At 57.4% G+C, this 22,478-nt stretch carries 26 protein-coding genes; 14 read left to right on the top strand and 12 right to left on the bottom strand.

What is annotated here, in order from left to right:
• Entirely contained in the window at positions 1-1,584 is a 1,584-nt protein-coding gene (locus BUQ90_RS05460) for an aromatic ring-hydroxylating oxygenase subunit alpha (protein WP_074204059.1), read from the bottom strand.
• A gap of 184 nt (positions 1,585-1,768) precedes the next feature.
• Between BUQ90_RS05460 and BUQ90_RS05455 the strand changes: the two genes are divergently transcribed.
• Genes BUQ90_RS05455 through BUQ90_RS05440 form a run of 4 tightly spaced genes read left to right on the top strand, consistent with a single transcriptional unit; the run spans position 1,769 to position 4,523 of the window.
• A complete protein-coding gene (locus tag BUQ90_RS05455; protein ID WP_074204058.1) occupies positions 1,769-2,398 on the top strand; it encodes a glutathione S-transferase family protein in 630 nt (209 codons plus the stop codon).
• Complete coding sequence (locus BUQ90_RS05450; protein WP_074204057.1) at positions 2,395-2,943, top strand: VOC family protein; 549 nt, start codon at positions 2,395-2,397, stop codon at positions 2,941-2,943. Before BUQ90_RS05455 ends, BUQ90_RS05450 begins: the two co-directional genes overlap by 4 nt.
• Positions 2,943-3,731 carry a ThuA domain-containing protein gene (locus BUQ90_RS05445; RefSeq protein WP_074204056.1) on the top strand — a complete coding sequence of 263 codons (789 nt, stop codon included), beginning with the start codon at positions 2,943-2,945 and terminating at the stop codon, positions 3,729-3,731. The genes BUQ90_RS05450 and BUQ90_RS05445 overlap by 1 nt, the downstream gene beginning before the upstream one ends.
• A 33-nt stretch (positions 3,732-3,764) precedes the next feature.
• Positions 3,765-4,523, top strand: coding sequence for an SDR family NAD(P)-dependent oxidoreductase (locus tag BUQ90_RS05440; protein ID WP_074204055.1), 759 nt, complete (start codon positions 3,765-3,767; stop codon positions 4,521-4,523).
• Positions 4,524-4,622: 99 nt separating this feature from the next.
• Here the strand turns inward: BUQ90_RS05440 and BUQ90_RS05435 are convergent, their stop codons facing one another.
• A complete protein-coding gene (locus BUQ90_RS05435; RefSeq protein ID WP_074204908.1) occupies positions 4,623-6,209 on the bottom strand; it encodes a fatty acid--CoA ligase in 1,587 nt (528 codons plus the stop codon).
• A 127-nt stretch (positions 6,210-6,336) separates the two neighbouring features.
• Here BUQ90_RS05435 and BUQ90_RS05430 point away from each other — a divergent pair, with 127 nt between their 5' ends.
• Positions 6,337-7,152 carry a sugar phosphate isomerase/epimerase family protein gene (locus tag BUQ90_RS05430; protein ID WP_074204054.1) on the top strand — a complete coding sequence of 272 codons (816 nt, stop codon included), beginning with the start codon at positions 6,337-6,339 and terminating at the stop codon, positions 7,150-7,152.
• Positions 7,149-7,613 carry a nuclear transport factor 2 family protein gene (locus tag BUQ90_RS05425; protein ID WP_074204053.1) on the top strand — a complete coding sequence of 155 codons (465 nt, stop codon included), beginning with the start codon at positions 7,149-7,151 and terminating at the stop codon, positions 7,611-7,613. Before BUQ90_RS05430 ends, BUQ90_RS05425 begins: the two co-directional genes overlap by 4 nt.
• Before the next feature lie 2 nt (positions 7,614-7,615).
• On the opposite strand, the gene BUQ90_RS05420 is transcribed toward BUQ90_RS05425, so the two are convergent.
• The 4 genes from BUQ90_RS05420 to BUQ90_RS05405 are packed head-to-tail and all read right to left on the bottom strand — an operon-like array spanning position 7,616 to position 11,215.
• Positions 7,616-8,923 (bottom strand): serine hydrolase domain-containing protein, encoded by a 1,308-nt coding sequence (locus BUQ90_RS05420; RefSeq protein WP_143182728.1) that lies wholly within the window; start codon positions 8,921-8,923, stop codon positions 7,616-7,618.
• Between the two features lie 4 nt (positions 8,924-8,927).
• Positions 8,928-9,566 carry a 3-oxoacid CoA-transferase subunit B gene (locus BUQ90_RS05415; protein WP_074204052.1) on the bottom strand — a complete coding sequence of 213 codons (639 nt, stop codon included), beginning with the start codon at positions 9,564-9,566 and terminating at the stop codon, positions 8,928-8,930.
• Between the two features lies 1 nt (position 9,567).
• Complete coding sequence (locus tag BUQ90_RS05410) at positions 9,568-10,500, bottom strand: HAD family hydrolase (protein WP_074204051.1); 933 nt, start codon at positions 10,498-10,500, stop codon at positions 9,568-9,570.
• Between the two features lie 7 nt (positions 10,501-10,507).
• Positions 10,508-11,215: a CoA transferase subunit A gene (locus tag BUQ90_RS05405; RefSeq protein WP_074204050.1), complete on the bottom strand. Its 708-nt coding sequence runs from the start codon at positions 11,213-11,215 to the stop codon at positions 10,508-10,510.
• 101 nt (positions 11,216-11,316) lie between these two features.
• Between BUQ90_RS05405 and BUQ90_RS05400 the strand changes: the two genes are divergently transcribed.
• On the top strand, positions 11,317-12,429 hold the full coding sequence (locus BUQ90_RS05400) for an esterase-like activity of phytase family protein (RefSeq protein ID WP_159437031.1): 1,113 nt from the start codon (positions 11,317-11,319) through the stop codon (positions 12,427-12,429).
• A 4-nt stretch (positions 12,430-12,433) separates the two neighbouring features.
• Here BUQ90_RS05400 and rpmB read toward each other — a convergent pair whose 3' ends face one another.
• Positions 12,434-12,721, bottom strand: a complete 288-nt coding sequence (rpmB, locus tag BUQ90_RS05395) for a 50S ribosomal protein L28 (RefSeq protein ID WP_074204048.1) — start codon at positions 12,719-12,721, stop codon at positions 12,434-12,436.
• A 154-nt stretch (positions 12,722-12,875) separates the two neighbouring features.
• Between rpmB and BUQ90_RS05390 the strand changes: the two genes are divergently transcribed.
• Positions 12,876-13,334, top strand: coding sequence for a nucleoside deaminase (locus BUQ90_RS05390; RefSeq protein ID WP_074204047.1), 459 nt, complete (start codon positions 12,876-12,878; stop codon positions 13,332-13,334).
• An 8-nt stretch (positions 13,335-13,342) separates the two neighbouring features.
• Here the strand turns inward: BUQ90_RS05390 and BUQ90_RS05385 are convergent, their stop codons facing one another.
• Positions 13,343-14,143: a LytR/AlgR family response regulator transcription factor gene (locus BUQ90_RS05385; protein WP_074204046.1), complete on the bottom strand. Its 801-nt coding sequence runs from the start codon at positions 14,141-14,143 to the stop codon at positions 13,343-13,345.
• Complete coding sequence (locus BUQ90_RS05380; RefSeq protein ID WP_084192632.1) at positions 14,140-15,372, bottom strand: sensor histidine kinase; 1,233 nt, start codon at positions 15,370-15,372, stop codon at positions 14,140-14,142. The genes BUQ90_RS05385 and BUQ90_RS05380 overlap by 4 nt, the downstream gene beginning before the upstream one ends.
• 167 nt (positions 15,373-15,539) lie before the next feature.
• Here BUQ90_RS05380 and BUQ90_RS05375 point away from each other — a divergent pair, with 167 nt between their 5' ends.
• Positions 15,540-16,130 (top strand): HD domain-containing protein, encoded by a 591-nt coding sequence (locus BUQ90_RS05375; RefSeq protein WP_204244738.1) that lies wholly within the window; start codon positions 15,540-15,542, stop codon positions 16,128-16,130.
• 8 nt (positions 16,131-16,138) lie between these two features.
• On the opposite strand, the gene BUQ90_RS05370 is transcribed toward BUQ90_RS05375, so the two are convergent.
• The gene (locus tag BUQ90_RS05370; protein WP_074204045.1) at positions 16,139-16,681 is read right to left on the bottom strand and encodes a winged helix-turn-helix transcriptional regulator; all 543 of its coding nucleotides are present in this window, start codon (positions 16,679-16,681) and stop codon (positions 16,139-16,141) included.
• Positions 16,682-16,854: 173 nt separating this feature from the next.
• On the opposite strand from BUQ90_RS05370, the gene BUQ90_RS05365 reads away from it, so the two are divergent.
• On the top strand, positions 16,855-17,184 hold the full coding sequence (locus tag BUQ90_RS05365; protein WP_074204044.1) for a CC_3452 family protein: 330 nt from the start codon (positions 16,855-16,857) through the stop codon (positions 17,182-17,184).
• A gap of 198 nt (positions 17,185-17,382) precedes the next feature.
• Positions 17,383-19,473, top strand: coding sequence for a RelA/SpoT family protein (locus BUQ90_RS05360; RefSeq protein WP_074204905.1), 2,091 nt, complete (start codon positions 17,383-17,385; stop codon positions 19,471-19,473).
• Between the two features lie 92 nt (positions 19,474-19,565).
• Here the strand turns inward: BUQ90_RS05360 and BUQ90_RS05355 are convergent, their stop codons facing one another.
• Together BUQ90_RS05355 and rpsU are read right to left on the bottom strand one after the other, a co-directional pair.
• Positions 19,566-20,156, bottom strand: a complete 591-nt coding sequence (locus BUQ90_RS05355) for an FKBP-type peptidyl-prolyl cis-trans isomerase (RefSeq protein ID WP_074204043.1) — start codon at positions 20,154-20,156, stop codon at positions 19,566-19,568.
• 47 nt (positions 20,157-20,203) lie between these two features.
• Positions 20,204-20,410: a 30S ribosomal protein S21 gene (gene rpsU, locus BUQ90_RS05350; protein WP_074204042.1), complete on the bottom strand. Its 207-nt coding sequence runs from the start codon at positions 20,408-20,410 to the stop codon at positions 20,204-20,206.
• Positions 20,411-20,693: 283 nt separating this feature from the next.
• Here rpsU and BUQ90_RS05345 point away from each other — a divergent pair, with 283 nt between their 5' ends.
• The 3 genes from BUQ90_RS05345 to BUQ90_RS05335 all read left to right on the top strand — a co-directional run bounded on the left by BUQ90_RS05345 (position 20,694) and on the right by BUQ90_RS05335 (position 22,436).
• On the top strand, positions 20,694-21,458 hold the full coding sequence (locus tag BUQ90_RS05345; protein ID WP_074204041.1) for a class II aldolase/adducin family protein: 765 nt from the start codon (positions 20,694-20,696) through the stop codon (positions 21,456-21,458).
• A gap of 101 nt (positions 21,459-21,559) precedes the next feature.
• Entirely contained in the window at positions 21,560-22,099 is a 540-nt protein-coding gene (locus tag BUQ90_RS05340) for a (2Fe-2S)-binding protein (protein ID WP_074204040.1), read from the top strand.
• 10 nt (positions 22,100-22,109) lie between these two features.
• On the top strand, positions 22,110-22,436 hold the full coding sequence (locus tag BUQ90_RS05335) for a DMT family transporter (protein WP_074204039.1): 327 nt from the start codon (positions 22,110-22,112) through the stop codon (positions 22,434-22,436).
• Positions 22,437-22,478: the final 42 nt, after the last annotated feature.

The raw sequence follows: 22,478 nt of genomic DNA, 5'->3' as shown, positions 1-22,478 counted from the left end.
TCAGGCCGCAGCTTTCGTGCGTTTCGGACTTTTGGGCGGTTCGTCCGATTCCAGCCACTCATTCAAGGTCTCATGGAAATGGCGGATTTTCGATTCCTGATATTGCGCGAACATCGTCTTGCCATGCGGATGATTTTTCACACCCTTCTGGACCGCCTTGTGGTTGAGATAGTCCTGGTTGAAGATCTTGAGCAGATAGCTGCCAAAATTCGGGGCCAGGGTATAATCATCATGCAGATCAAGGAAGGTGCATTCCGCCGGCTCGGGACGCTCCGCGCCTTCGGGCAAGGGCAGCATGTACATGACTTCATGCAAGGACTGCTCGGGATTGTCGCCATCCGGACGGAAGCGATAGAAGATCGGGTTGAAATCCGCCCAGGGGCTGATGTTCGGAAACACGCTGTAGAATATTGAATCGTTCAAATCCGCGTCGGCTATCTCGTCGACATAGTCGCCCCAGACCTCACGCATGTCCTCGCGGCGGGCACCCGCAATCGCATCACGATATTCGCGCGGCGTACCCGGCGGGAACGGCGCATCCATGTCCTCTTCTTCGGGCGCAATCTTGCCACCGACCCAATTGCACATATGGGTATCGGCATTTTTGACTTCGCCTTCGATATAATTGGCTTCCATGTCGAACACGCCCTTTTTGCCGTTGGGAAATTCGACTTCGACACGATTCTCTTCCAGCCGCCGATAAATATGGTTGTTGATCGGGTGGAGGAAGCTTTTGAACAATTTCCCATCAGGAAATGCCGTCGGGTCGGGATTTTCGAGACTGGTATGCGGGCTGGGCGGGCCGGAGGCCGACATCGCCCGCGACATGTTGTGCCAGACGTCATATTTGCTGTTCGCATCGGAGAATGTCGGCATCAGCACCGGATGCGTGCCAACGACATGATAGCTTTCCATGAAGGCTTCCTGTGCGATCTTCCAGTTGCACGGCAGCCGCTTGACCAGATGCGCCGCCTTGTAGCGCCGCTCAAACGGAATCCGGAAGTGACGATCAATGTCGCCGAGGAAATCTTCCAGCGGTTCGCAATCCGGGTCCGGATTGATGAAGATGAAGCCGCCCCACTGGCCAACTTTCGCTTCGGTCAGACTGTGCGTTTCTTCGCTGACTGTCGGGAAGTCCCATTGACAGGGCACTTCCTTCAACTTGCCATTCAGTTCCCAGGACCAGCCGTGAAAAGGGCAGCGCAGCGCCTTCAGACCCTTTTTATCGGCATCACAAATCGCCCGGCCACGATGGAGGCAGGCATTGGGAAAGGCCTTGTACTCGCCTTCCGCTGCGTGAACGATAATGAAGGACAGACCTGCTATGTCATAGACATGGGTGTCTCCGACATTGGGAATGTCATCGCGGTGGCAGGCCATCTGCCAGACCCGCTTCCAGAGCTTCTCGACTTCCCGGTCATGCTCCTCCCTGGTCCAGTAACGGCTGATCTCGACCTGGGTAACACCCGGTTCCATTGGCGAATCTTCCAGATAGACCGCTGGCGGCGGCACCGTATCGCCTTCGAGGATCTCATTATAGGAAATCCCGTTCGACCGGTTATGACCTGTAAGCGTCTCGACCATTATCTTCTCCTGAAAACCGAACTGTTGTTTATGGCAAGCAAAATAGCGCAACTCCGCGGTTCCGCCACTAGTGATTCTGGCAGCATTCCCTACTGTTTTTGAGAGGATAGTGCGCGCGCCTTACCTGTGTATCCTGCGGATCAAGAAGCAGACATGAGTCTGCCCCAAAAAGGAGAGCATTTTCGTGAAACTCTATTCGAGCCTGGGCCCGAACCCGCGTCTGGTGCGCATGTTCCTCGTCGAGAAAGGCATCGAAGTCGAACGCATTCATCTGGACATCATCACCGGTGAGAACCGGAGCGACGATTACGCCAAAAAGAACGTCATGCAGACCACGCCAACGCTCGAACTGGACGACGGCACGCTACTCACCGAATCGACGGTAATTTGTGAATATCTGGAAGAAATCCAGCCGAATCCCGTTCTGATCGGTTCAACACCGGAAGAGCGCGCAGAGACGCGGCGCTGGGCCCGACGGATCGATCAGGAGATTGCGGTGCCAATGACCATGGGATTTCGTGGCGGTGGGGGCCGGCCGATGTTCGAACCGCGAATGAATGTGGTCAGCACCGAGGCGGCCGCCGAATTGTCCGCCATGTCCGACAAGCACTGGCTGTGGCTGGATGCGCAACTCGGCGACAAGGACCATATCTGCAATGACAAACTGACACTGGCCGACCTGGTGGCGTTCTGCTTCATCAAATTTGGCGGAACGGTAGGCTGGTCCCTGCCCGACGGCGCGGATAACCTGACCCGCTTTGCGGCGAAGATGGAAGAGCGGGACTCGGCCGCAATCTGGCGCGGCGAAGAATGACCGGATCGCCCGCCACCCTCGCAAAACTCGGCACAATCATGCAGATCAGCTATGTGCCGAATGATTATGATGCGGCACTTGACTACTGGACAACCAAAATGGGCGCCGGGCCGTTTTTCCATACTGAGGGCGTGCAGGTGGAGAATGTCAAATTCCGCGGCCAGCCGTCCGACATTCAGTTCTCGATGGCGATTGGATACTGGGGTGACATCCAGGTCGAATTGATCCGGCCGGACAATGACGCCCCGTCCATGTTCCGCGAATGGCGCGAAAAAGGTCTGCAGGGCGTGCAGCACCTGTGCCTGATTGTCGATGATCTCGCCCATGCCCGTGCCCTGACCGAGGAAGCCGGCGGCGAGGTTATTCAGGAAGTCAGCCTGCCCGGTGGAGTCGGTGGTGCCTTCTATGCCGATTATGGCGGCGGCCCCGGCACGATAATCGAATATCTGCAGATCCCGCAGCCCGGCCTCGACGGCTTTGCCGCGATGCGTCAGGCGCATCTCGACTGGGATGGCAAGACAAACCCCGTGATTGGAAGAGATTGATGAGCGAACCCGCCGAACGCCGCCCCGACCAGAAACCGATCAAATGCGTGCTGGTCGCCGCTGGTCAATATCATGACATTGACTTTGCCCGGCTGGAAGTCCTGAAACTGCTCGCCGAAGATGACCGCATCCGCGTGCGCATATTCGAGGATTACGAGAATATCGCCGCGATCCGGGATGCCGATATCCTTATCAGCTATACCTGCAATGTCGTGCCGAGCGCCGAGGCCCAGAAAAATGTGCAGGATTTCGTCAAAAATGGCGGCCATTATTTCGCCCTGCACGGCACCAATGCAGTCCTGAAATTTCTTGACGATGGGCTGGTCGACGCGCCCGATGACATGCCGGTCCTGGCCGATACGCTCGGCACCCGGTTCCTGTCACACCCGCCGATCATTCCCTTCACCATCCGCAACGCCCAGCCGGATCATCCACTGGTCAAGGGAATCCCGGAAACATTCGAAACCACGGATGAGCAATATCTGGTCGAGACCCGAGCAGAGCTCGATGTGCTGCTCGATACGGAATATGACGGAGAGGCCAGTCTCGAAGGCTTTGTCCACGGCGACATGCCGAAGGAACGCCACCCGGTCTTCTACATCCGCCGGATGGGCGAAGGGGCGGTACTGTATCTGACCATGGGTCATTGCCGGGGCCATTATGACATGGAACCGGTTCTCGACTGGTGGCCGGAGGTTGACCGGTCAGGCTGGGAACAACCGCTGATCTACGACTTGTTGCGCCGCGGAATCAAATGGATCTGCGAACCGACAATCGCGAAATTCTAGACGTTTACACGAACCCCAACAAAGGAGAGCAAAATGGATTTGGGACTCAAGGGCAAGAAAGTCATTCTGACAGGCGGCAGCCGCGGACTCGGTCGTGCCGCGCTGGAACATTTCGCAAAAGAGGGCGCCGACATTGCGTTCTTCTCACGCGATGCCGAGCAGGTGGCGGCCGCAAAAAGCGAACTCGAAGCGCATGGCGGCAAGGTGTTTGCCGAATCTTTCGACATGAACGACATGGACGGTTACCCGAAATGGCTGGAAAAGGCTGCTGGCGAACTGGGCGGTTGTGACATTTTCATTCACAATGCCAGCTCGTCGGGTGCCGGCGCCACGGGCGACTGGGAAGTCACTTTCAACACCGACATTGTCGGCGCCGTCAAGGCGATGGAAGTGCTCGAGCCACATCTCGAAAAATCCGATGACGGCAGCGTGATCTTCATGTCTTCGACCGCCGCCTTCGAAACCTTTGTCGCACCTCAGGCGTTCAATGCGATGAAAGCCGCGCTGATCACCTATGGCAGCCAGCTCAGCCAGGCACTGGGTCCCAAGGGCATTCGCGTGAACATGGTGTCTCCGGGCCCGATAAAGTTCCCGGGCGGTAACTGGTCCCAGATCGAAAAGGGCATGCCGGAATTTTACGAAATGACCAAGGCCGGCTTCGCGCTGGGCGATTTCGGCGGTGCGGATGATGTTGCACGCAGCGTCGTGTTCCTCGCCAGCCCCGCGTCGAGCTACACAACCGGCGCGCACCTCGTCATCGACGGCGGCTTCACCAAGCGCGTCCAGTTCTAGCAACATGTTGTGCCCCGGCGAAGGCCGGGGCCCATCTCTCCCGGATTCGTCCGGATGAAAGCTTTGGAGATGGATTCCTGCCTCCGCAGGAATATCAGTCTAGTTGACCGCCCGGTCTTTTCCTTCCCAATAGGGTGCGCGCAGATCCTTGCGCAGGATCTTGCCCGATGGATTGCGCGGCAGGGCCTCGATAAAGTCGACCGATTTCGGGCATTTATATCCGGCAATACGTTCGCGGGCATCAGCGATCACGTCGGCTTCGGTCACCTCCTGCCCCTCCTTGACCACGACACAGGCCTTGACTGCCTCGCCCCATTTTTCATCGGGCACCCCGATCACTGCGACATCGGCGACTTTCGGATTGGCGTAGATCGCGTTCTCGACCTCGGCCGGATAGACATTTTCGCCCCCCGAGATGATCATGTCCTTCAGCCTGTCCTGAATATAGAGATAGTCGTCCTCGTCGAGATAGCCGGCATCGCCGGTGTGCAGCCAGCCTTCTTTGTCCAGCGTTTCCGCCGTTGCTTCAGGGCGGTTCCAGTAGCCCTTCATGTTCTTCGCCGAGCGAGTAGCGATTTCGCCAATCGTTCGCGGCGGCAGGGTTTCCTTGCTCTCCGGATCGATAATCTTGATCTCCACGCCGGGCAGCGGGGTTCCGACCGACCGCATTTTTTCGTTGCCTTTCGGATCATGATCTTCCGGGTTGAGCGTCACAATCGTCCCGCTGGTTTCGGTCATCCCGTACATCTGCACAAAGCCGCAGCCGAGCACATCCATCGCGCGTTTCATCAGCTCGAGAGGGATCGGCGACGCGCCGTAAGTGATATATTTGAGATCCGAGAAATCGACCTCGCTTGCGCGCGGATGGTTGAGCAGGATCTGGATTGCCGCCGGAACCATAAAAATCTTGGAGATATTATATTGCTCGATCAGCTCCAGCGCCTGGGTCGGATCATATTCGGGCAGAACGATGGCACTTCCGCCGGCAAACATCACGGTGAGGCCAGTGCCAGTGCCGCTGATGTGAAAACATGGCATGGCGAGCAAGGTGATCTCTCCCGGTATTGGCTTCTGCCAGTCCATCAGATCCTCTTCCTTCGTCTCTGAGGAGCGGGAGGAGAATATCGATCCACTGGTCATGATCGCGCCCTTGGGGTGACCGGTGGTGCCAGAAGTATAGAGTTGCAAGGCGTCGTCATCTTCCGCGCACTGGACCATCGGATCGACCGCATCAAACCCGTCGCGCCAGGCCGGATAGCCGGCAAATTCGCCTTCCGGCTGTTCACTGCCGAGGATCAGCTCGACATGGTCGAGATCCTTCTCGATCTTCCTGACCAGATCGACAAAGCCGGGACCGATGAACAGCAGTTTCGCCTGACAGTCGTTGAGAATATAGGCCACCTCAGGCGGCGCTAGCCGCCAGTTGACGGGCACCATGACCGCGCCCAGCTTGGCTGCTCCCACCATGATCTCGAAATAGAGATGACTGTTCTTGCCCATATAGGCGATCCGGTCGCCCTTCCCGACCCCTTTGGACGCGAGGGCCTGCGCGGCCTGGTTGCTGCCCGCATCGAGGCGGGCATAGGTCATTTCGTCGCCCTGGAAAGTGAAAACCACCTGCTCCGGCTGCTCCTGCGCCTGAAAACGCACCACATCTCCTATGGAAATAATCTCGTCTTCGGTCATGTCCTGTCCTTTTTCCTGCGATTCTCTGATCGCCTTGCACAGGAAACACATAGGGAAGCAGCGGCCGTCATACAGCCTGTCAGATTCACTAGCGCACGGCGCGGCCACCTTGCGATAAGGTCGTGCCATGAAACAGCTGGGCCTGCATCAGATCACGATGATGGACGGAGGGGCCGAGGGACTTTTGCGCCATGCCATCGGGGCGGGTGTGAAAAAGCTGTGCCTCTTTACAACGTCACCGTTGCAGGACGATGGCAGCCCGATGTTTCCCGAGGTGAATGCCGCTGGCGCCGATGATTTTCGGATCGTGCTGGATGCACATGACATCACCATCATCAATGCCGAATATTTCCCGGTCATGCCGGACGGAGATGTTGCGGGCTACAAGCCGGCCATTGCTTTGGCGGCCGCACTGGGTGCCAGACGAATTGTCACCCATATCCATGCAACCGGAAGAATGCTCATCCAGCAGCAGCTGCACCAGCTATGCGATCTGGCCGAGGCCGAGGGACTGGATGTTGGCCTGGAGTTTACCGGCCTGTCTCCCGGGTGCGCCAGCCTGGCCGACGCAGTGCGCTGGTATCGCCGGCTGGACCGGAGCAATCTGGGAATCGCGGTCGATGCGCTGCATTTCTTTCGCACCGGCGGAACACTGGACCAGCTACGGGCAGTTGAACCCGAGTGCATCAGCTATGCCCAGATCTGTGATGGCCCACACTTGCGGGTCACAAATGATTACCTCGATGAAGCCATGAACCGCATGATCCCGGGCGAAGGAACCTTTCCGCTGCGTGAATTTGTCGCAGCCTTCGCGGATCATGTCGATTTCGATGTCGAAGTGCCTTGCACACGCCTGCCCGAAGGCGTCACCGCGACGCAATGGGCGGATAGGGCACTTGCAGCCAGTCAGGTCTTGTTTGAAACAGAGGAGAATAACCCATGACCCCCAAAAACCTTGCTGATCGCGCCCAGATCACCGACCATGTTCTGAAATATGCCACGGGAATCGACCGTCACCGGTGGGATCTGTACCGCTCCATTTTTGCCGACGAGATCATCATGGATTTTTCCAGCTGGTCCGGGCAACCGGCCGCTCCGATGGCGGCGGACGACTGGGTTGCCGGAGTCCGTGCGACACTGGAGCCATTTGATGCCACCCAGCACGTGCTGACCAATTTTGTGATCGAAGTGGATAGCGACGCTGCCACCTGTACCTGTTACATGGCCGCGCACCATCACCTCGTCACCGGCGACGTCCGGGAAATGCACTCCATTGGCGGATATTATGTGCACCAGCTGAAACGCGAAGGTGATGGCTGGCTGATCCATCACACGCAGCTGAATGTCACCTGGGAAATGGGTGATCGCGCGCTGTTCGAGCAAGCTGCTCTCAGAACAACCTGATTTCAGTTGCCCCCTGCTTGTCGATTGTCAATCGGGACGGGTGGAAGGGAATCTGGCAGCGGCAGATCGGACAGATCCAGCCAGTCATGGGCGATCTCCCCGGCCACGGGAGCGCCGAAATAGCTGTCGAGTACGGCAAAGGGCAATGCGAAAGGCCGACCCCAGTTGCTGTTCCACATCGCGGCCACACCGGTACGGCTCGCCGGGTCGAATATCAGTGTGGCCCGATATCCGTCCACTGCGCCGCTATGCCCGACCAGCTGGCGACCGCGATAAACAAAACGCCGCCAGCCCAGACCATAGGATGGTTCGGTCAGGGCCCGGGCGAGTTCGCCGCCATAGACGCGACCCGTCCGCACAACAGGGGCATGAGATGTCATCAGTTCCGGCGCCGACAAAATCTGGCCATTCTCTCCGATTTGTGCCCGCAACCAGCGCGCCATGTCGACAATATTGCTGCTGACACCTGCAGCTGCCGGCAGCAGGAAATAGGATTCCACCAAAGTCCGCACCTCATCTCCCCGATGCGGTCGCGCCCAGTTTGCAGCAGCGGTCAGGCCCCGCAACCCGAAGCGGGCACTGTCCATTTCAAGAGGTTCGAACAACTGTTCCCGCACGGCATCCGAATATAATGTGCCCGCTCCATGGCCCAGTATCTCGCTGGCGGTGTCAAAGGCGATATTCTGATAGGTGTGGCAGGTTCCCGGCTCACATTGCAATGGCGCAGTACCCAGACTGGCGCGGAGCCGGCCTGGACTTTCTCCGTCCTCCAGTTTCCGGTCATAGGCGTTTTTCGTCAGGCCCGTCTGATGCGACAGCAACTGCCGCAAGGTGATCCGGTCGTTCGCTCCGCCCGGCAGTCGCAGCGATGTCCGCCATGTGCTGATCGGGCTGTCCAGATCAAGAGCTCCCTGGCCAGCCAGCTTTGCTGCCAGCGATCCGGCCACGCCTTTGGAAACCGAGGCCCAGCGAAACACCGTCTCGGGCTTGACCGGTTCCGCCGACCGCTTGTCGGCCACGCCATATGTGCCAATGAAGCGAAGATCACCCTCTTCGACAATCGCCACGGCAAGGCCTGCCATTTCCGGGCGTGCTGCAACTGCAGCGAAATCGCGATCCAGTCGCTGATAATCGATCTGCCCCTGCCAGTCCTCCGGCTCTGTCGGCAATGTGTTCTGGTTTTCCGGTTCCGCTGCCGCCGACAGGGGAAAGCCCGCCTGTCGCTCGACCAGCAACCGATGTCCATTGAAACCGACAAGCAAAAGCGCGGCGAGGCCAAAGCCAGCGACCAGAAATCCGCGCTTCGCCACGAGATCAGCCGGCTTCGTAAGCCGCAGTAGTTTTTGCGGCCACTTCTTCTGCGGTGACGCCGGGCGCCAGCTCGATCAGTCGGAACGCACTGTCATGATCGGGCCGATGAAACACGCACAGGTCGGTGATGATCATGTCGACAACATTGGTGCCGGTGAGCGGCAATGTGCATTCCGGAATGAATTTCGGACTTCCATCCTTCGCGCAATGGTCCATGACCACGATGATCTTCTTGACGCCCGCGACGAGATCCATGGCCCCGCCCATGCCCTTGATCATCTTGCCCGGAATCATCCAGTTCGCAATGTCGCCATTTTCCGCAACTTCCATCGCGCCCAGCACCGTCAGGTCAATATGCCCGCCGCGAATCATCGCAAAGCTGTCGGAGGAAGAGAAATAGCTGGATGAAGGCAGTTCGCTGATCGTCTGTTTCCCTGCATTGATCAGGTCGGGATCAATCTCGTCCTCATAGGGAAACGGGCCGATCCCCAGCATGCCATTTTCGGATTGCAGGGTGACTTCCACGCCATCGCGGATGTGGTTCGCAACCAAAGTCGGAATGCCAATGCCGAGATTGACATAATAACCGTCTTCCAGTTCTTTCGCCGCGCGGGCGGCCATCTGATTTCTGTCCCAGCCCATTCTATCCTTCTTTCTCTGCTTTCACGTTCTGGTCTTCGACTGTGTCAGGCTCAGGCGCCGCCACCAGAGGCGGCGGAGTCAGGAACCAGCCGGCTCCAAACATGTGTTCGAGGGTTATCGCCCCATCCGGGTTGCGCAAATAGTCGTAAAGTTCGTCGAAATCGGCGCGTTTGTCACCGGCTGCTGCAACGATGCAATAGGATCTTGCCGCATCCCAGCGACGGGCCTGCTTGCGATCGTCACCACCGCGATCCAGAAACAGGAAATCATCCGCGTCAGGCGCCGCCAGTCCGGCTTCCGAAAGAATGCTCACAATGCGGTCGGATGCCAGAGCGGGCTGATCGGACAGCCAGATCACACTGATCTTTGCTGCACGCATGGCGCTCAAGGCTTCCGGCAAACCGCGCTGCCAGTAGAGCGTATCGGCTTCAAGCCAGTCGGGTGCAGTTTTGTCATCCAGATCAATCATTACCGCCAGTGGTTTGCCGGCACAGGAGATCATTTCGGGCTTTTCCAGTGCAAATCGCGGCTGCAACACGGCCGATCTGGCGCCCGCACCGGCCTCGATTTTTTGCGCCTGCCCGATAGCAAAACTGGTAAAATCCAGATAAGGTGGCACGGCTTTGGTCCCCGCCGGTCGTTGAAAGCGCGACAGATATTGCTGCAACTGCAATGCGGCGCTGGAACCGGAACCCGTTTCGACAGCGCCGCCCTGACCAGAATATTCTGCAAGCACGCCGGATTCGGTCGCGGCCTGAGCGGCAGGAACATCCCGTGCTCCGGCGGCGACAATGTCTCGCCTTGCCTGCTCTCGATCGATCTCGCCTTTGCCGATCATCCCTGCGGCCGCGAGCGGCAGCACGGCTGCCACGCAGCCGGACAGGAGTGGTAGCAAGGCAAGGGGCAGAAAAAGGCGGTGCAAAACCGGTTTCATCAGAAGATCACGCCTCTTCCCGCTCGCGGGTCATGCGAAACTCGATTTTCTTGTCATAGGGCGCGCCGCAAATCAGCCGTTTGACATAGATGCTGGGCAGATGGATCGCATCAGGGTCAAGTTCTCCCACTTCGACGATTTCCTCGACCTCCGCCACGCAGATCTTCCCCGCGGTAGCCATCGGCGCATTGAAATTACGGGCGGTTTTGCGGAACATCAGGTTGCCGGCCTTGTCGGCTTTCCATCCCTTGATCAGGCACAGATCGGCATAAATTCCCCGCTCCAGAATATAGTCTTCGCCGTCGAAATTTTTCACTTCCTTGCCCTCGGCGACCTGGGTACCGACCCCGGTTTTCGTGTAGAAGCCTGGAATCCCGGCCCCGCCGGCCCGGCAGCGTTCGGCCAGCGTGCCCTGCGGACAGAACTCCACTTCGAGTTCCCCGGACAGGAACTGCCGTTCAAATTCCTTGTTCTCGCCAACATAGGAGGAAATCATCTTTTTAACCTGTTTCGAGCGCAACAGCTTGCCCAGGCCTTCATTGTCAATACCGGCGTTATTGGATGCAATCGTAAGATCTTTGACGCCACTGTCCCGCAACGCATCGATCAGCCGTTCGGGGATGCCGCACAATCCGAATCCGCCCACGCACAGGTGCATGCCGTCAAATAAAAGTCCGTCCAGAGCCGAACCTGCATCCGCATAGATTTTCTTCATATCACGCCCTTCTGCATCGGTCCGGCATCTCTAGCGCAAGCGGGAACAGAGCGTCCAGAATAGAATATATTTCCCTCCGCTTATCGGTTATGGCCCGGAAAGTGATCCGCATTCTGGCCTGCCTCTCCCTGATATTTTTCCTTGTCCCCGTGACCTATGTGCACGGCCCCCCGCCGCCGCCGAATGACAGCCAGATCATTAACCTCCAACCGGTCGAATTTGATGCCTCCAGTCCGGAACGCAACAGAACCGGGCGACTGGCCTTTCTCGGCGGCTGGAAACTGACCAGCGAAAATTCGGGATTCGGCGGGGTCTCCGCCATGCTTTTGCTGCCAGAGGACCGGTTTTTCATGCTGAGTGACGCCGGGGTGCTGATCGGATTCACGCTGAATGCCGAACTGAACCGGGCGGAGCGACCCTTCATAGCCCCTCTGCCCGACGGGCCACCGAAAGAAAATCCGCACGCCAGGCTGAACTGGGATGCCGAATCACTGCTATATGACCCGGAGACACAGCGTTTCTGGGTCGGGTTCGAACGCCAGCATGGTGTCTGGCGCTACAGCCGCGCCTTTGCCCGCAAGGAATCCATGTGGCGTGTGCCGGCGATGGCAAAATGGCCGATCAATGGAGGCGCCGAGGCCATGCTCAGGCTGCCTGACGGGAGATATCTGGTCTTCTCGGAAACTGCAGAATATGAAAAAGGCGGTTCACAGGCGCTGATTTTTGATGGCGATCCATCTGAACCTGGCACCGATTCAGAACTGTTCGGTTATCAGCCACCGAAAGGCTATCGCCTGACGGATGCCACTCTTTTGCCGGACGGTTCCGCCTTGCTGTTGCATCGGCGATTTACCCCTCTGCAGGGAGTCTCGGCCATCTTGTCCATAGGGGACCCCGGGGAAATAGCTGCGGGCGAAGTCTGGACGTCCCGGCGCATCGCGCTGCTCAAGCCGCCGATGAAAGTCGACAATATGGAAGCACTGGCGGTCAGCGAGGAAATGCATGAAGGCAAACCGGCAACAATCATCTGGATCGCGTCTGACGACAATTTCCAGGCGATTCAGGAAACCATCCTGCTAAAATTCCGTTTGCTCAAGGGCCGCAAGCGGCCGACGAAGAAAAGGGCGGCACCAAAAACCGAAAAAGCCGGGGAAGGCCCCGGCTCTTCGTTTCTGCAGTCTGAAAAAAGTGGCCAGCCAGAAGGCAAGCAATAATCGCTCAGGCAGCGGCCTGTTTCTTCGCGATTTCCTTTTTGATGCGGCGGACGCGCAGGCTGAGCTTGTCATCCGCGGTTTTCAGCAGCCAGTTGTCGAGACCACCCACATGTTCGACCGAACGCAGGCCGTGAGTCGAAACGCGCAGCTTGATGCCCTTGCCGAGCGTATCGGACAGCAGGGTCACATTCTGCAGATTGGGCAGAAAGGTCTTTTTCGTGCGGTTTTTGGCGTGCGACACATTATTGCCTACCAGCCGAGTTTTACCTGTCAGTTCGCAAATTCGCGACATCGCTTCAGTCCAATTTCTTGTTAGTGAGTGATTCCCACGCGGGAAAGACAGCGCACCTAACTGCAAAACGGCGGTTCGTCAAGCATGGCGGCGGGAATATTTGGCTTGCTTCTACCCACTGGTCAGGACCGCAACATCACGCTAGGCGCAGGATATGGCACGCGAAAGCTTCACTTCGTACATGGCAGACGCCCTCACTCTGGCGCGCGAAGCGGAGCAGGCCGGAGAAGTGCCGGTGGGCGCCGTTGTCGTCCGCAGGGGCGAAATCGTGGGCCGGGGCCATAATCTGACGCGTACCGGGCATGATCCCAGTGCCCATGCCGAAATCGTCGCGATTCGCGCCGCGGCTCGCACATTGGGTACCGACCGTCTTGAAGACTGCGATCTCTGGGTCACGCTCGAACCCTGTGGGATGTGTGCCGGCGCCATTGCCCACGCCCGCATCCGTCGCCTTTACTATGGGGCGAGCGATCCCAAGGGCGGAGCTGTGGAAAGCGGCGTCCGGTTTTTCAACGCAGACACATGTCACCATCGGCCGGAAATATACGGCGGGCTGGAAGAAAAGGCTTCCGCACTTCTGCTCACGGACTTCTTCGCCAGCCGCCGTGACTGATCACGCCATCAATGCACAAAACGTGCGACGACATCCCGGTAGCTGCGACTGACCTTGACCTGCGCCCCTGATCCCAGGATCAGGAAACATTCGCCATTGGTATGCGGCTTGACCTCGCGGACCTGGCTGAGGTTAACGATGGTCGAGCGGTGAACCCGCTGAAAATGTCGGGGGTCCAGGCGTTTCTCCAGATCCTTCATGGTTTCTCGGAGGATCAGGCTGTTGTCGGCGGTATAGATGCACATATAATCGCCAGCCGCGTCGATCCGTTCGATCGTGTCAACATCCACCCGGAAAATCTGCCCGCGATCCTTCACATTGATCAGCTTTTCATAGCGGCTGGACGCAGCAGGCTCTTCGGCATTTTCGATATCCGCCATCGCATTGGGCGCCACTTCACTGAGCACGGATTTCAGCTTTTCGATTTCTTCGGTGCCCCGCTTTTCGGTTAGCCGCTTGCGAACCCGGTCCATGGCATCGGCCAGCCGGTCCGGTTCCACCGGCTTGACCAGATAGTCAATCGCTTCAGCTTCAAAGGCCCGGACGGCATGGTCGGCATAGGCGGTGACGAAAATGAACAGCGGCGGCTCGATTTCCATGACACCCTGCACAACCGAAAACCCGTCAAATCCCGGCATCTGGATGTCGAGGAAAACCAGATCGGGTTTCAGCGTCTTGATCTTGCGAATCGCTTCCCGGCCATTGCTGCACGTGTCGATAATCTCGATATCCTCATATTTCTCGAGACGGATCTGAAGGCCCTGGATGGCCAGTTTTTCATCGTCGACTAATATTGCCTTGATGGTCATGAATTCACTTCCTTGTGCTGTACCGTCGCCAAAGCCGGTGATGCCACCGTCTCCCCTTCATGGTCGACCTGACTGGTATGCTCCCCAAAAATTGCTTCATTCCTGATTTGCGTATCCGAACTAGTTTCTTCTGCCGCCTCCCGCTCGATCTGTTCCCGTGTTTCAAAAGGAATCGCGATGATCACAGAAAACCCGGTGCCAGCCGAAGAGACAATGTCAAATTCATGGTCTTCTCCATAAGCCTGGTTTAATCGCTCCTGAATATTGCCCAATCCCACGCCGGTAGATTTGGTGGATTTATCAATCGGGCCGTTCATTCCGGGGCCGGTGTCCGAAACCTTTATCCGCACCCGTTTGCCTTCCAGACTGGCGATGACCGATATGTCGGCGCCGCTCTCCATGGGGGTTACGGCATATTTGATCGCATTTTCCACCAGTGGCTGGAGCAACAGCGATGGGAGCAGCGCATCCCGCACTGCCGGATCAATTTCAAAATGCGGACGCAGCCGGTCTTCAAACCGCATTTTCTCGATATCGAGATAGAGATGCAGCGTTTCCACTTCCTGCGCCAGCGTGACCCGGCTGTGGACTTCATTGACCAGCGTGTGCCGCAAAAAGGACGACAGGCGTGACAGCATCGCATTGGCCGGTTCGGTCTGGCGCAGGAGCACCAGCGTCGAAATGCTGTTCAGCGTGTTAAACAGGAAATGCGGATTGAGCTGATAGCGCAGCATGGCGAGCTGTGCCCGTGTCGCCTGGGTTTCCAGCCGCATCAACTGGTCATTCTGTTCCTCCACCCGGAGGAAGAAATTGATCGCGTAGTAGAGCGCCGACCAGGCCCCGAGCATAGTGAAATCCAGGAAGAAGGCACCAAGAAACAGGGTACCGAAGCCGCTTTCCGTTGCCGGATTCTGGATCAGGAAGACCCAGGCATCAATAAAGGCAAACAGCGCGGCAGCGGCAATCAGCACCGCGATCGTCGAGCCCCAGGTAACGATCGGTTTGCGGTGGATCAGGCTCTTGTAGATGACCGACAACAGCAATGTGATCGAATAGCCGGTGATCGTGGAGATGATGACCGGAACCAGAAAACTCAGCGGCTGGCCATTGGCAATGCCCGAAAGCCCGCGAAGGATCAGCGCACCGGCCCAGCCCGCAGATTGCAGATTCCAGAATGCACGGTTCTTGTTGCCAAAAAACGGTTGGGGACGAATTTCTATGACGGCCATTGCCTCTCCTATAGCGGCCCATTGCCGATTGGGAAAGAATCCCGTAAACTTGGGAAAAATCCGCAAATGCGTCCCGTCGGACGCGGGAATGTCAATTGCTTTGCATTCCAAAACCTGCGCATGTGCCATATGCATGCTGGAAAAGACATAAAGACAAGGAGAGCGACATGGGCGGCCCGAACGAAATGAAAGCCAAATTTCCGGCGATGGACAAAGGCACAAAGGAAGACTGGGAAATCATTTCCGGCCATTTCAAGCCTTTTGCGAGCAAAGTGGCGGACCGGGTTCTCGAACATCTGAAAATTCTTGATGGCGATTTTGGCGGATTTCCTGTCGATCGTCTGCAACATAGCCTGCAAACGGCGACACGCGCGCATCGTGACGGGCAACCGGATGACTATGTCGTGATGGCGTTGCTGCACGACATTGGCGATACTCTGGGAACGTACAACCATCCCGATATTGCCGCAGCGATCCTGAAGCCCTTTGTCAGCGAGAAACTGCACTGGATCACCGAAAAGCACGGCATTTTTCAGGGTTATTATTTCTTCCATCATCTTGGGCAGGACCGCGACATGCGCGAGGCGTTTCGCGGGCACGAACATTTTGAAGACTGTGCAGAATTTTGCGAAAAATATGACCAGACGGCATTTGACGCCAGTTATGAAAGCGCCCCGCTGGAGTTTTTCGAACCGATCGTCCGCAAAGTGTTCGAGCGGCCCATCAACAGCATTTACGCGTCAGTCGGCAGCGAATAGGTCGGGATTCAGGCGGCGGAAGGTTCGTTAATCTCTTTGAGATGACGGACATTGAGGTCCTGGCGGTCTTCGGAGTCGCCCGAGTCATGATCGCGCAGTTCGGTCTCGTCAATCCAGCACAGATCATCAAGGCCCAGCACCCGGTCGTCATGCGCGCGGATCGAAATGGCGGTAATCGGTTTGCGGTCACGCGCATCCGCCAGTACCGGGTTTGACGGCACGCCGGTTTCCCATTTCTCGCCCCACTGGCGAATGGACACAATGGTCGGCAGCAACTCGGCGCCCTTGTCGGTGAGCCGATACTCCACCTTGCGCTTGTCATGATCACAGGGCCGGCGTGACATGATACCGGCCTCGACCAGCCGGGTCAGCCGATTTGCCAGGATATTCCGCGCGATTCCGATTTCGCTGAGAAAATCCTCAAAATGTTTCACGCCATTGAACGACGCCCGCAAAATCATGAAGCACCAGCGCTCGCCGATCACTTCCAGAGAAATTGGCAGACTGCAGCCTGACCCGAGATCCGACAGATTTTCCGTTAATTTGTCCATATGCCTCACCTAGCCGAGTTTTCCTGAAACCCAAAAAAAAATATAAGTTTTTAGTTGCAACTTAAAACCTATTGAACTAGGTACTGATTCGCAACCTAAATTGCAAACGGTAATTTTCTCTCCCAGGCCACCAGCTACCGGCCACCAATGAATGATTGAAGAAAGGAAAAATCATGCTTCTCTCCCAAAGCCCTTCCCGTTCGCTCGTCACTCTTTTCGCTGCAGCGATCACGACCGGCCTCCTGTTCACCGCCAGCACCGCATCGGCGCGCTCCAACGCTATCGTTTATACAGCCGAACTCGCCGCTCCGGTCGAAGCCGCCAACCACATTATCCGCGGGACGGTCATCCGCTGTGCCGCAACCGAGTGCAAGGGAACGAAAAGCAGTTCATCCGCACGCAGTGTCTGTGCCAAGCTCGCTCGCAAGGTTGGGCCACTGGAATCGTTCAGCTACAAGGGCGAAGCGATGGACGCCGAAGCCCTCGCCAGGTGCAACAAATGAGTTTTCTCACCCCATACTGACCCGCCAGCCAATCCCGTAGTGATCCTCCCCTGAACTGGGCCAGGTTTCACGGCGGGTCAGAACTTCCCCGCAATCGGGGGCGCCGATACCACATGTTTGCCCGCTCCTTGGGAAACAGAACCGGTATCGGCGCTTTTTTTTGTTGCTCATCCGCCCAAAGAACAGCAACCTGAACCGGTGCTGAGACAATATGAACTGGTCGAGCGTGTGCGCTCCTATGATCCGGATGCAGATGAAGATCTGCTCAACCGGGCCTATGTCTTTTCGGTTCAGAAACACGGTTCGCAAAAGCGGGCCAGTGGCGACCCCTATTTCAGCCACCCGATCGAGGTGGCGGGACTGATGACAGATCTCAAGCTCGATCAGCAGACCATCGTGACCGCGCTGCTGCACGACACGGTGGAAGACACGCTGACGACGGTGGATGAGATCAGCAAGCTGTTTGGCGAAGATATTGCGCGGCTCGTCGACGGGGTCACCAAATTGTCGAAAATCGAGGCCCAGACCGATGACGAGCGGGCGGCCGAAAATCTGCGCAAATTTCTGCTCGCCATGTCAGATGATATCCGCGTGCTGCTGGTCAAGCTGGCCGACCGGTTGCACAATATGCGCACGCTGCATTTCATCAAAAGCGAAGCCAAGCGCAAACGGATCGCTCACGAAACGATGGATATCTATGCGCCGCTCGCCGAACGCATCGGCATGTATGAATATATGCGGGAGATGCAGCTGCTGGCGTTCCGGCACATGGAACCGGAAGCCTATGAAACAATCACCGGCCGGCTGAAAGCGATCAAGGAAGGGGATGAAGGCAAGGTCGAGAAAATCGCCGGTTCGATCCAGAAAGCCCTGTCCAGCGGCGGCCTGGCAGCGGAAGTCAGCGGTCGCGAAAAGCACCCCTATTCGATCTGGAAGAAAATGGCGGAACGCCATGTCAGCTTTGAGCAGCTGACCGACATCATGGCATTTCGGGTGATCACCGACAATAGCGCCGAATGCTACCGGGCACTCGGCATATTGCACGAAAAGTGGAAAATGGTGCCGGGCCGGTTCAAGGACTATATCTCCACGCCCAAGCGCAACGGCTATCGCTCGATCCACACGACGATCATGCACGGCGACAATATGCGGGTGGAAATCCAGATCCGGTCAGAACGGATGCACCGGGACAATGAATATGGTCTGGCGGCACACTGGGCCTACAAGCAGGGCGGCGGACCCGATGGCCAGGCGGGCTGGATCCGCGATCTGATCGAAATTCTCGACCATGCGGAAGATGCCGAGGAATTGCTCGAGAACACCAAACTGGCAATGTACCAGGATCGTATCTTTGCATTCACGCCAAAGGGCACCTTGCTGCAGATGCCGAAAGGATCGACCACCGTCGATTTCGCCTATGCGGTGCATACCGATCTCGGAAATCAGGCCGTCGGCGCGAAGGTGAACGGTCGCCATGTCCCGCTTCGGACCCAGCTGACCAACGGCGATGTTGTGGAAATTCTGAAATCCGGCGGGCAGGAACCCCAGCCCGGCTGGCTGTCCTTTGTCATCACCGGCAAGGCCCGGGCGGCTATCCGCCGATTTGTCCGGTACAAGGAGCGGGACGAACTGATCGAGATCGGCACCAAACTTTATGACGAGATTATCGAACGCCTTCCCGGAAAAGTCGGAAAAAAAGCCCTGAAAGCGGCACTCAAGCGGCTGAAACTGAAGGATGATGACGAACTGATGCTGGCGATCGGCACCCGCGACATTGGCGACCGGGAAGTCATGGAAGCGCTGATGCCCGGCAGCGCAAACGAAAATGACGATGACCGGGAATGGCCGGAGCAGGACCGGGCGATTTCGATCAAAGGGCTGACGCCTGGCGTGGCCTTCACCCTGGCGGAATGCTGCCATCCGGTGCCGGGGGACCGGATTGTCGGGCTGCGCCGAAGTGGCGAGAATGTCGAAGTGCATGCGATTGACTGCATGCAGCTGGCGGACGGGGTCGACGCCGACTGGGTGGATCTCAGCTGGGGTCAGGGTTCAGATGGAGCGGCGGCTCGTCTTGCGGTTGTTCTTCACGACAAGCCCGGAACGCTGGCCGAGATGGCCGGGATCTTCGGCTTCCACAACGCCAATATCCTGCGCCTGCGAATGACCAATCGCGACTCCCCGTTTCACACGTTTGAAGTGGATCTGGAGGTCCACAATGTGCATCACCTGATGCGCATCCTGTCCGCCCTGCGCGCATCCGATGCGGTCGCCCAGGCGGAGCGGCTCTAGGTCGGCAAATTACACGAACTATTGATGTCTAATGAAAACGACTGGAGCCTAGCAAGCTTGAGCTTCTGTTCGATTCAACCAGCGAACCGCGATTACCGACCCGGGGGCAGCGCGCCTTCGCGTTGCTGCATTTGCTGCTGGAGCATCTGCATTTGCTGCTGGGAGATGAAATCCACCAGGGTCACATCAAAAATCAGCAGGCTGTTCGCCGGAATTTCTGGACCCGGAGAAATTTCACCATAGCCGAGCTCGGCCGGGATCCAGATGCGATATTCGCCGCCCTTCTGCATTTTCTGCAGCGCCTCGGAGAAGCCCGGCACAACACCGCCGACCGGGAAAACCGCAGCATCTTCGGGTTGCCCTCGACCGATACTGGTGTCGAACTCCGTTCCGTCGCGCAATGTGCCGGTATATACGACGCGCGCGATGTCGGTGGCTACCGGATTGGGCCCTTCACCAGCTTTGATGGTCTGGATCTGCAGTCCGGACGTTGTGGTTTCCACGCCATCCTTGTCCGCATTCATCGCCAGAAACTGTTCGTCCGTTGCGCCGTTCTCGACGGCTTCACGCGTTCCGAACCAGGCGAGCGCCGCTCCGATGAGCACCACCAGCGCAATTCCGATCCACATTTTCGTCAGTGTGCCTTTTTCAATCGGGCGGATCGGAACGGTGGTTACGGACATATGGGTTTCCTGATGTCAGGGTATTTCCGGGAAATTCGTGCGCGAACTCAGATGGTTCCGTCACGCTCCATCCGCTTGCGCTCCATCTTGCGGGCGCGGCGTACGGCGGCCGCTTTTTCGCGGGCACGCTTTTCGGACGGCTTTTCATAGTGCCGACGCAATTTCATCTCACGATAAACGCCCTCGCGCTGCAGCTTCTTTTTGAGCGCCCGCAGGGCCTGATCAACATTATTATCGCGCACCATGATTTGCATAAGACTGAGTAACTCCGTTCAAAATATCGCGGCAAAACTGCTTGTGCAGCCGGAAAAACAACAACCGGCCGTAAAAGAGAATAGCCATTAAAAAGGGTTTGCAGAAGAATCGTTTCTCCACAATTGCAGGCCGCTTACCAATTTCCCCCGGACTTGGCAAGTTTTTCCGGGCAAGTATTCCCGGATTTCCAGCCAATTGCAAAAGCCTTTGCATTCGCAATTTTCCCCGCAATCTATATAGGTTTGTCAACGGACCAAAAATGACGAGTCGAGGAGAATGTTCATGGCAACGGCAATCAATGTGCAATCCAGCTGCAGCGAAGAAGAATGGCAAGCCCGCCAGCGGCTTGCCGCCTGCTACCGGATCTTTGCCTATCTCGGCTGGGACGAGATGATCTTCAACCACATCACGCTCAAGGTTCCCGGGGAAGACGAAGCCTTTCTGATCAATCCTTATGGGCTGCATTTCAGTGAAGTGACCGCGTCGACACTGGTCAAGATCGATATTGAAGGCAACACGCTCGACGGATCGACATTTCCGGTCAACAAGGCCGGCTTCACCCAGCACAGCCTGTTTCATCGCGAACTGCCGGAAGTGCATGCCATCATTCACACCCATACCACCGCCACCATGGCAGTCGGGTCTGTCGAAGGCGGTCTGCAGCCGGTCAATTTCTATGCTGCGGCCGTGGTCCCTCGCCTCGCCTATCACAAGTTCGAAGGTGTCACGGTCCATGCCGACGAAGGCCCGCGCTTCCTGGCCAGCCTGGGCAACAAGCGGATGATGATGCTGGAAAATCATGGCCCGGTGGTCATGGGCCGGACCCTGGAACAGGCATTTCTCGATCACTGGGTCTTGCAGCGGGCCTGCGAAATCCAGATGCAGACAATGGCCATGGGCAAGCCGATCATGATCGGCGAAGAGGTGATCCGCAAACATGTCGAGAGCCTGTCCGAAACCGCGATTGATCCCGCGATGATGGGTGTCCCGGAATTTGATGCCATGGTCCGGCTGGTCGATCAGCAGGACAAAAGCTGGCGGGAGTGAATATGTCGGTCACGGATGCCAAACTTGTGTCGATATCGGCAACCGGCTAGGATTCACCAAAGCATGATCTGAAACCGGCCAGAAATGCCGGACGGGAGCCCATGACCAGATTTACCGTCAATGACCGACCGGTCGAATATCGCATGGACGAAGACACGCCGCTTCTCTGGGCGCTGCGCGATGCGTCCAATCTCACCGGAACCAAATATGGCTGCGGGACCGGCGATTGCGGCGCCTGCATGGTCGAGATTGACGGCGAAGCCATTCGCAGCTGTCTGGTGACAATTGGCGAACTGGAGGGCCGATTCGTGACCACGATCGAAGCCCTGTCCCGTGACCGCAGCCATCCGGTTCAACAGGCCTGGGCGGCAGAAAATGTCCCGCAATGCGGCTTTTGCCAGTCCGGAATGATCATGGCCGCCGCCGTGCTGATCAAAAAAAATCCGGATCCGAGCAAGTCGGATATTGACGAGGCGATCAACAATGTCTGTCGCTGCGGAACCTATCCGCGCATCCGCGAGGCGATCCAGCGCGCCGCGCGGCTGGCCAGCGGCGATGATGTGCTGAGCGCTGCCCCGCCACCAGGCATAGATCCGGAAGATGCGGCGAAGGCCGTCCCGGCACTGACCCCCAAAGACTGAGGACAGAGCCATGAGCGGATGGGGGTATCTGGCCATCGCAATCGCCCTCGAGATTGTCGCCACCACATTGCTCAAACTGTCCGACGGATTTGCCAAATGGCACTGGGGTGTTCTGTCGATCGCCTGCTATTCCGCCTGCTTCTGGGTTCTGGCTCCGGCACTGAAGGTGCTGCCCGTTGGCGTCGTTTACGCGATCTGGTCGGGAATCGGGATCGTCGCCATTACCGTCATCGGCGTGTTTTTCTTCGACGAAAGGCTCGCCTTTCTGCAATTTCTGTTTATCGCGCTGATCCTGATCGGTGCCGTCGGATTGCAGCTCACGACCACCACCCACTGATCATGCCGGGCCCGCCGTCAGGGGGTCCAGGGAAGGGAGCGG

Source organism: Parasphingorhabdus marina DSM 22363, from assembly GCF_900128895.1.
In the GTDB taxonomy this organism is placed as follows: domain Bacteria; phylum Pseudomonadota; class Alphaproteobacteria; order Sphingomonadales; family Sphingomonadaceae; genus Parasphingorhabdus; species Parasphingorhabdus marina.
Note: the sequence above shows the minus strand (reverse complement) of the source record. Positions and strands in the feature narration are given on the sequence as shown.

What these genes read in the sequence shown, in the direction of transcription:
- BUQ90_RS05390 (WP_074204047.1), top strand. Translation starts at nt 12,876, where the DNA reads ATGGCACGCGAAAGCTTCACTTCGTACATGGCAGACGCCCTCACTCTG.
- BUQ90_RS05460 (WP_074204059.1), bottom strand. Translation starts at nt 1,584, where the DNA reads ATGGTCGAGACGCTTACAGGTCATAACCGGTCGAACGGGATTTCCTAT.
- BUQ90_RS05340 (WP_074204040.1), top strand. Translation starts at nt 21,560, where the DNA reads ATGACCAGATTTACCGTCAATGACCGACCGGTCGAATATCGCATGGAC.
- BUQ90_RS05365 (WP_074204044.1), top strand. Translation starts at nt 16,855, where the DNA reads ATGCTTCTCTCCCAAAGCCCTTCCCGTTCGCTCGTCACTCTTTTCGCT.
- BUQ90_RS05445 (WP_074204056.1), top strand. Translation starts at nt 2,943, where the DNA reads ATGAGCGAACCCGCCGAACGCCGCCCCGACCAGAAACCGATCAAATGC.
- BUQ90_RS05380 (WP_084192632.1), bottom strand. Translation starts at nt 15,372, where the DNA reads ATGGCCGTCATAGAAATTCGTCCCCAACCGTTTTTTGGCAACAAGAAC.
- BUQ90_RS05430 (WP_074204054.1), top strand. Translation starts at nt 6,337, where the DNA reads ATGAAACAGCTGGGCCTGCATCAGATCACGATGATGGACGGAGGGGCC.
- BUQ90_RS05345 (WP_074204041.1), top strand. Translation starts at nt 20,694, where the DNA reads ATGGCAACGGCAATCAATGTGCAATCCAGCTGCAGCGAAGAAGAATGG.
- BUQ90_RS05415 (WP_074204052.1), bottom strand. Translation starts at nt 9,566, where the DNA reads ATGGGCTGGGACAGAAATCAGATGGCCGCCCGCGCGGCGAAAGAACTG.
- BUQ90_RS05375 (WP_204244738.1), top strand. Translation starts at nt 15,540, where the DNA reads ATGGGCGGCCCGAACGAAATGAAAGCCAAATTTCCGGCGATGGACAAA.
- BUQ90_RS05355 (WP_074204043.1), bottom strand. Translation starts at nt 20,156, where the DNA reads ATGTCCGTAACCACCGTTCCGATCCGCCCGATTGAAAAAGGCACACTG.
- BUQ90_RS05425 (WP_074204053.1), top strand. Translation starts at nt 7,149, where the DNA reads ATGACCCCCAAAAACCTTGCTGATCGCGCCCAGATCACCGACCATGTT.
- BUQ90_RS05410 (WP_074204051.1), bottom strand. Translation starts at nt 10,500, where the DNA reads ATGAAACCGGTTTTGCACCGCCTTTTTCTGCCCCTTGCCTTGCTACCA.
- rpmB (WP_074204048.1), bottom strand. Translation starts at nt 12,721, where the DNA reads ATGTCGCGAATTTGCGAACTGACAGGTAAAACTCGGCTGGTAGGCAAT.
- BUQ90_RS05405 (WP_074204050.1), bottom strand. Translation starts at nt 11,215, where the DNA reads ATGAAGAAAATCTATGCGGATGCAGGTTCGGCTCTGGACGGACTTTTA.
- rpsU (WP_074204042.1), bottom strand. Translation starts at nt 20,410, where the DNA reads ATGCAAATCATGGTGCGCGATAATAATGTTGATCAGGCCCTGCGGGCG.
- BUQ90_RS05435 (WP_074204908.1), bottom strand. Translation starts at nt 6,209, where the DNA reads ATGACCGAAGACGAGATTATTTCCATAGGAGATGTGGTGCGTTTTCAG.
- BUQ90_RS05440 (WP_074204055.1), top strand. Translation starts at nt 3,765, where the DNA reads ATGGATTTGGGACTCAAGGGCAAGAAAGTCATTCTGACAGGCGGCAGC.
- BUQ90_RS05335 (WP_074204039.1), top strand. Translation starts at nt 22,110, where the DNA reads ATGAGCGGATGGGGGTATCTGGCCATCGCAATCGCCCTCGAGATTGTC.
- BUQ90_RS05450 (WP_074204057.1), top strand. Translation starts at nt 2,395, where the DNA reads ATGACCGGATCGCCCGCCACCCTCGCAAAACTCGGCACAATCATGCAG.
- BUQ90_RS05370 (WP_074204045.1), bottom strand. Translation starts at nt 16,681, where the DNA reads ATGGACAAATTAACGGAAAATCTGTCGGATCTCGGGTCAGGCTGCAGT.
- BUQ90_RS05385 (WP_074204046.1), bottom strand. Translation starts at nt 14,143, where the DNA reads ATGACCATCAAGGCAATATTAGTCGACGATGAAAAACTGGCCATCCAG.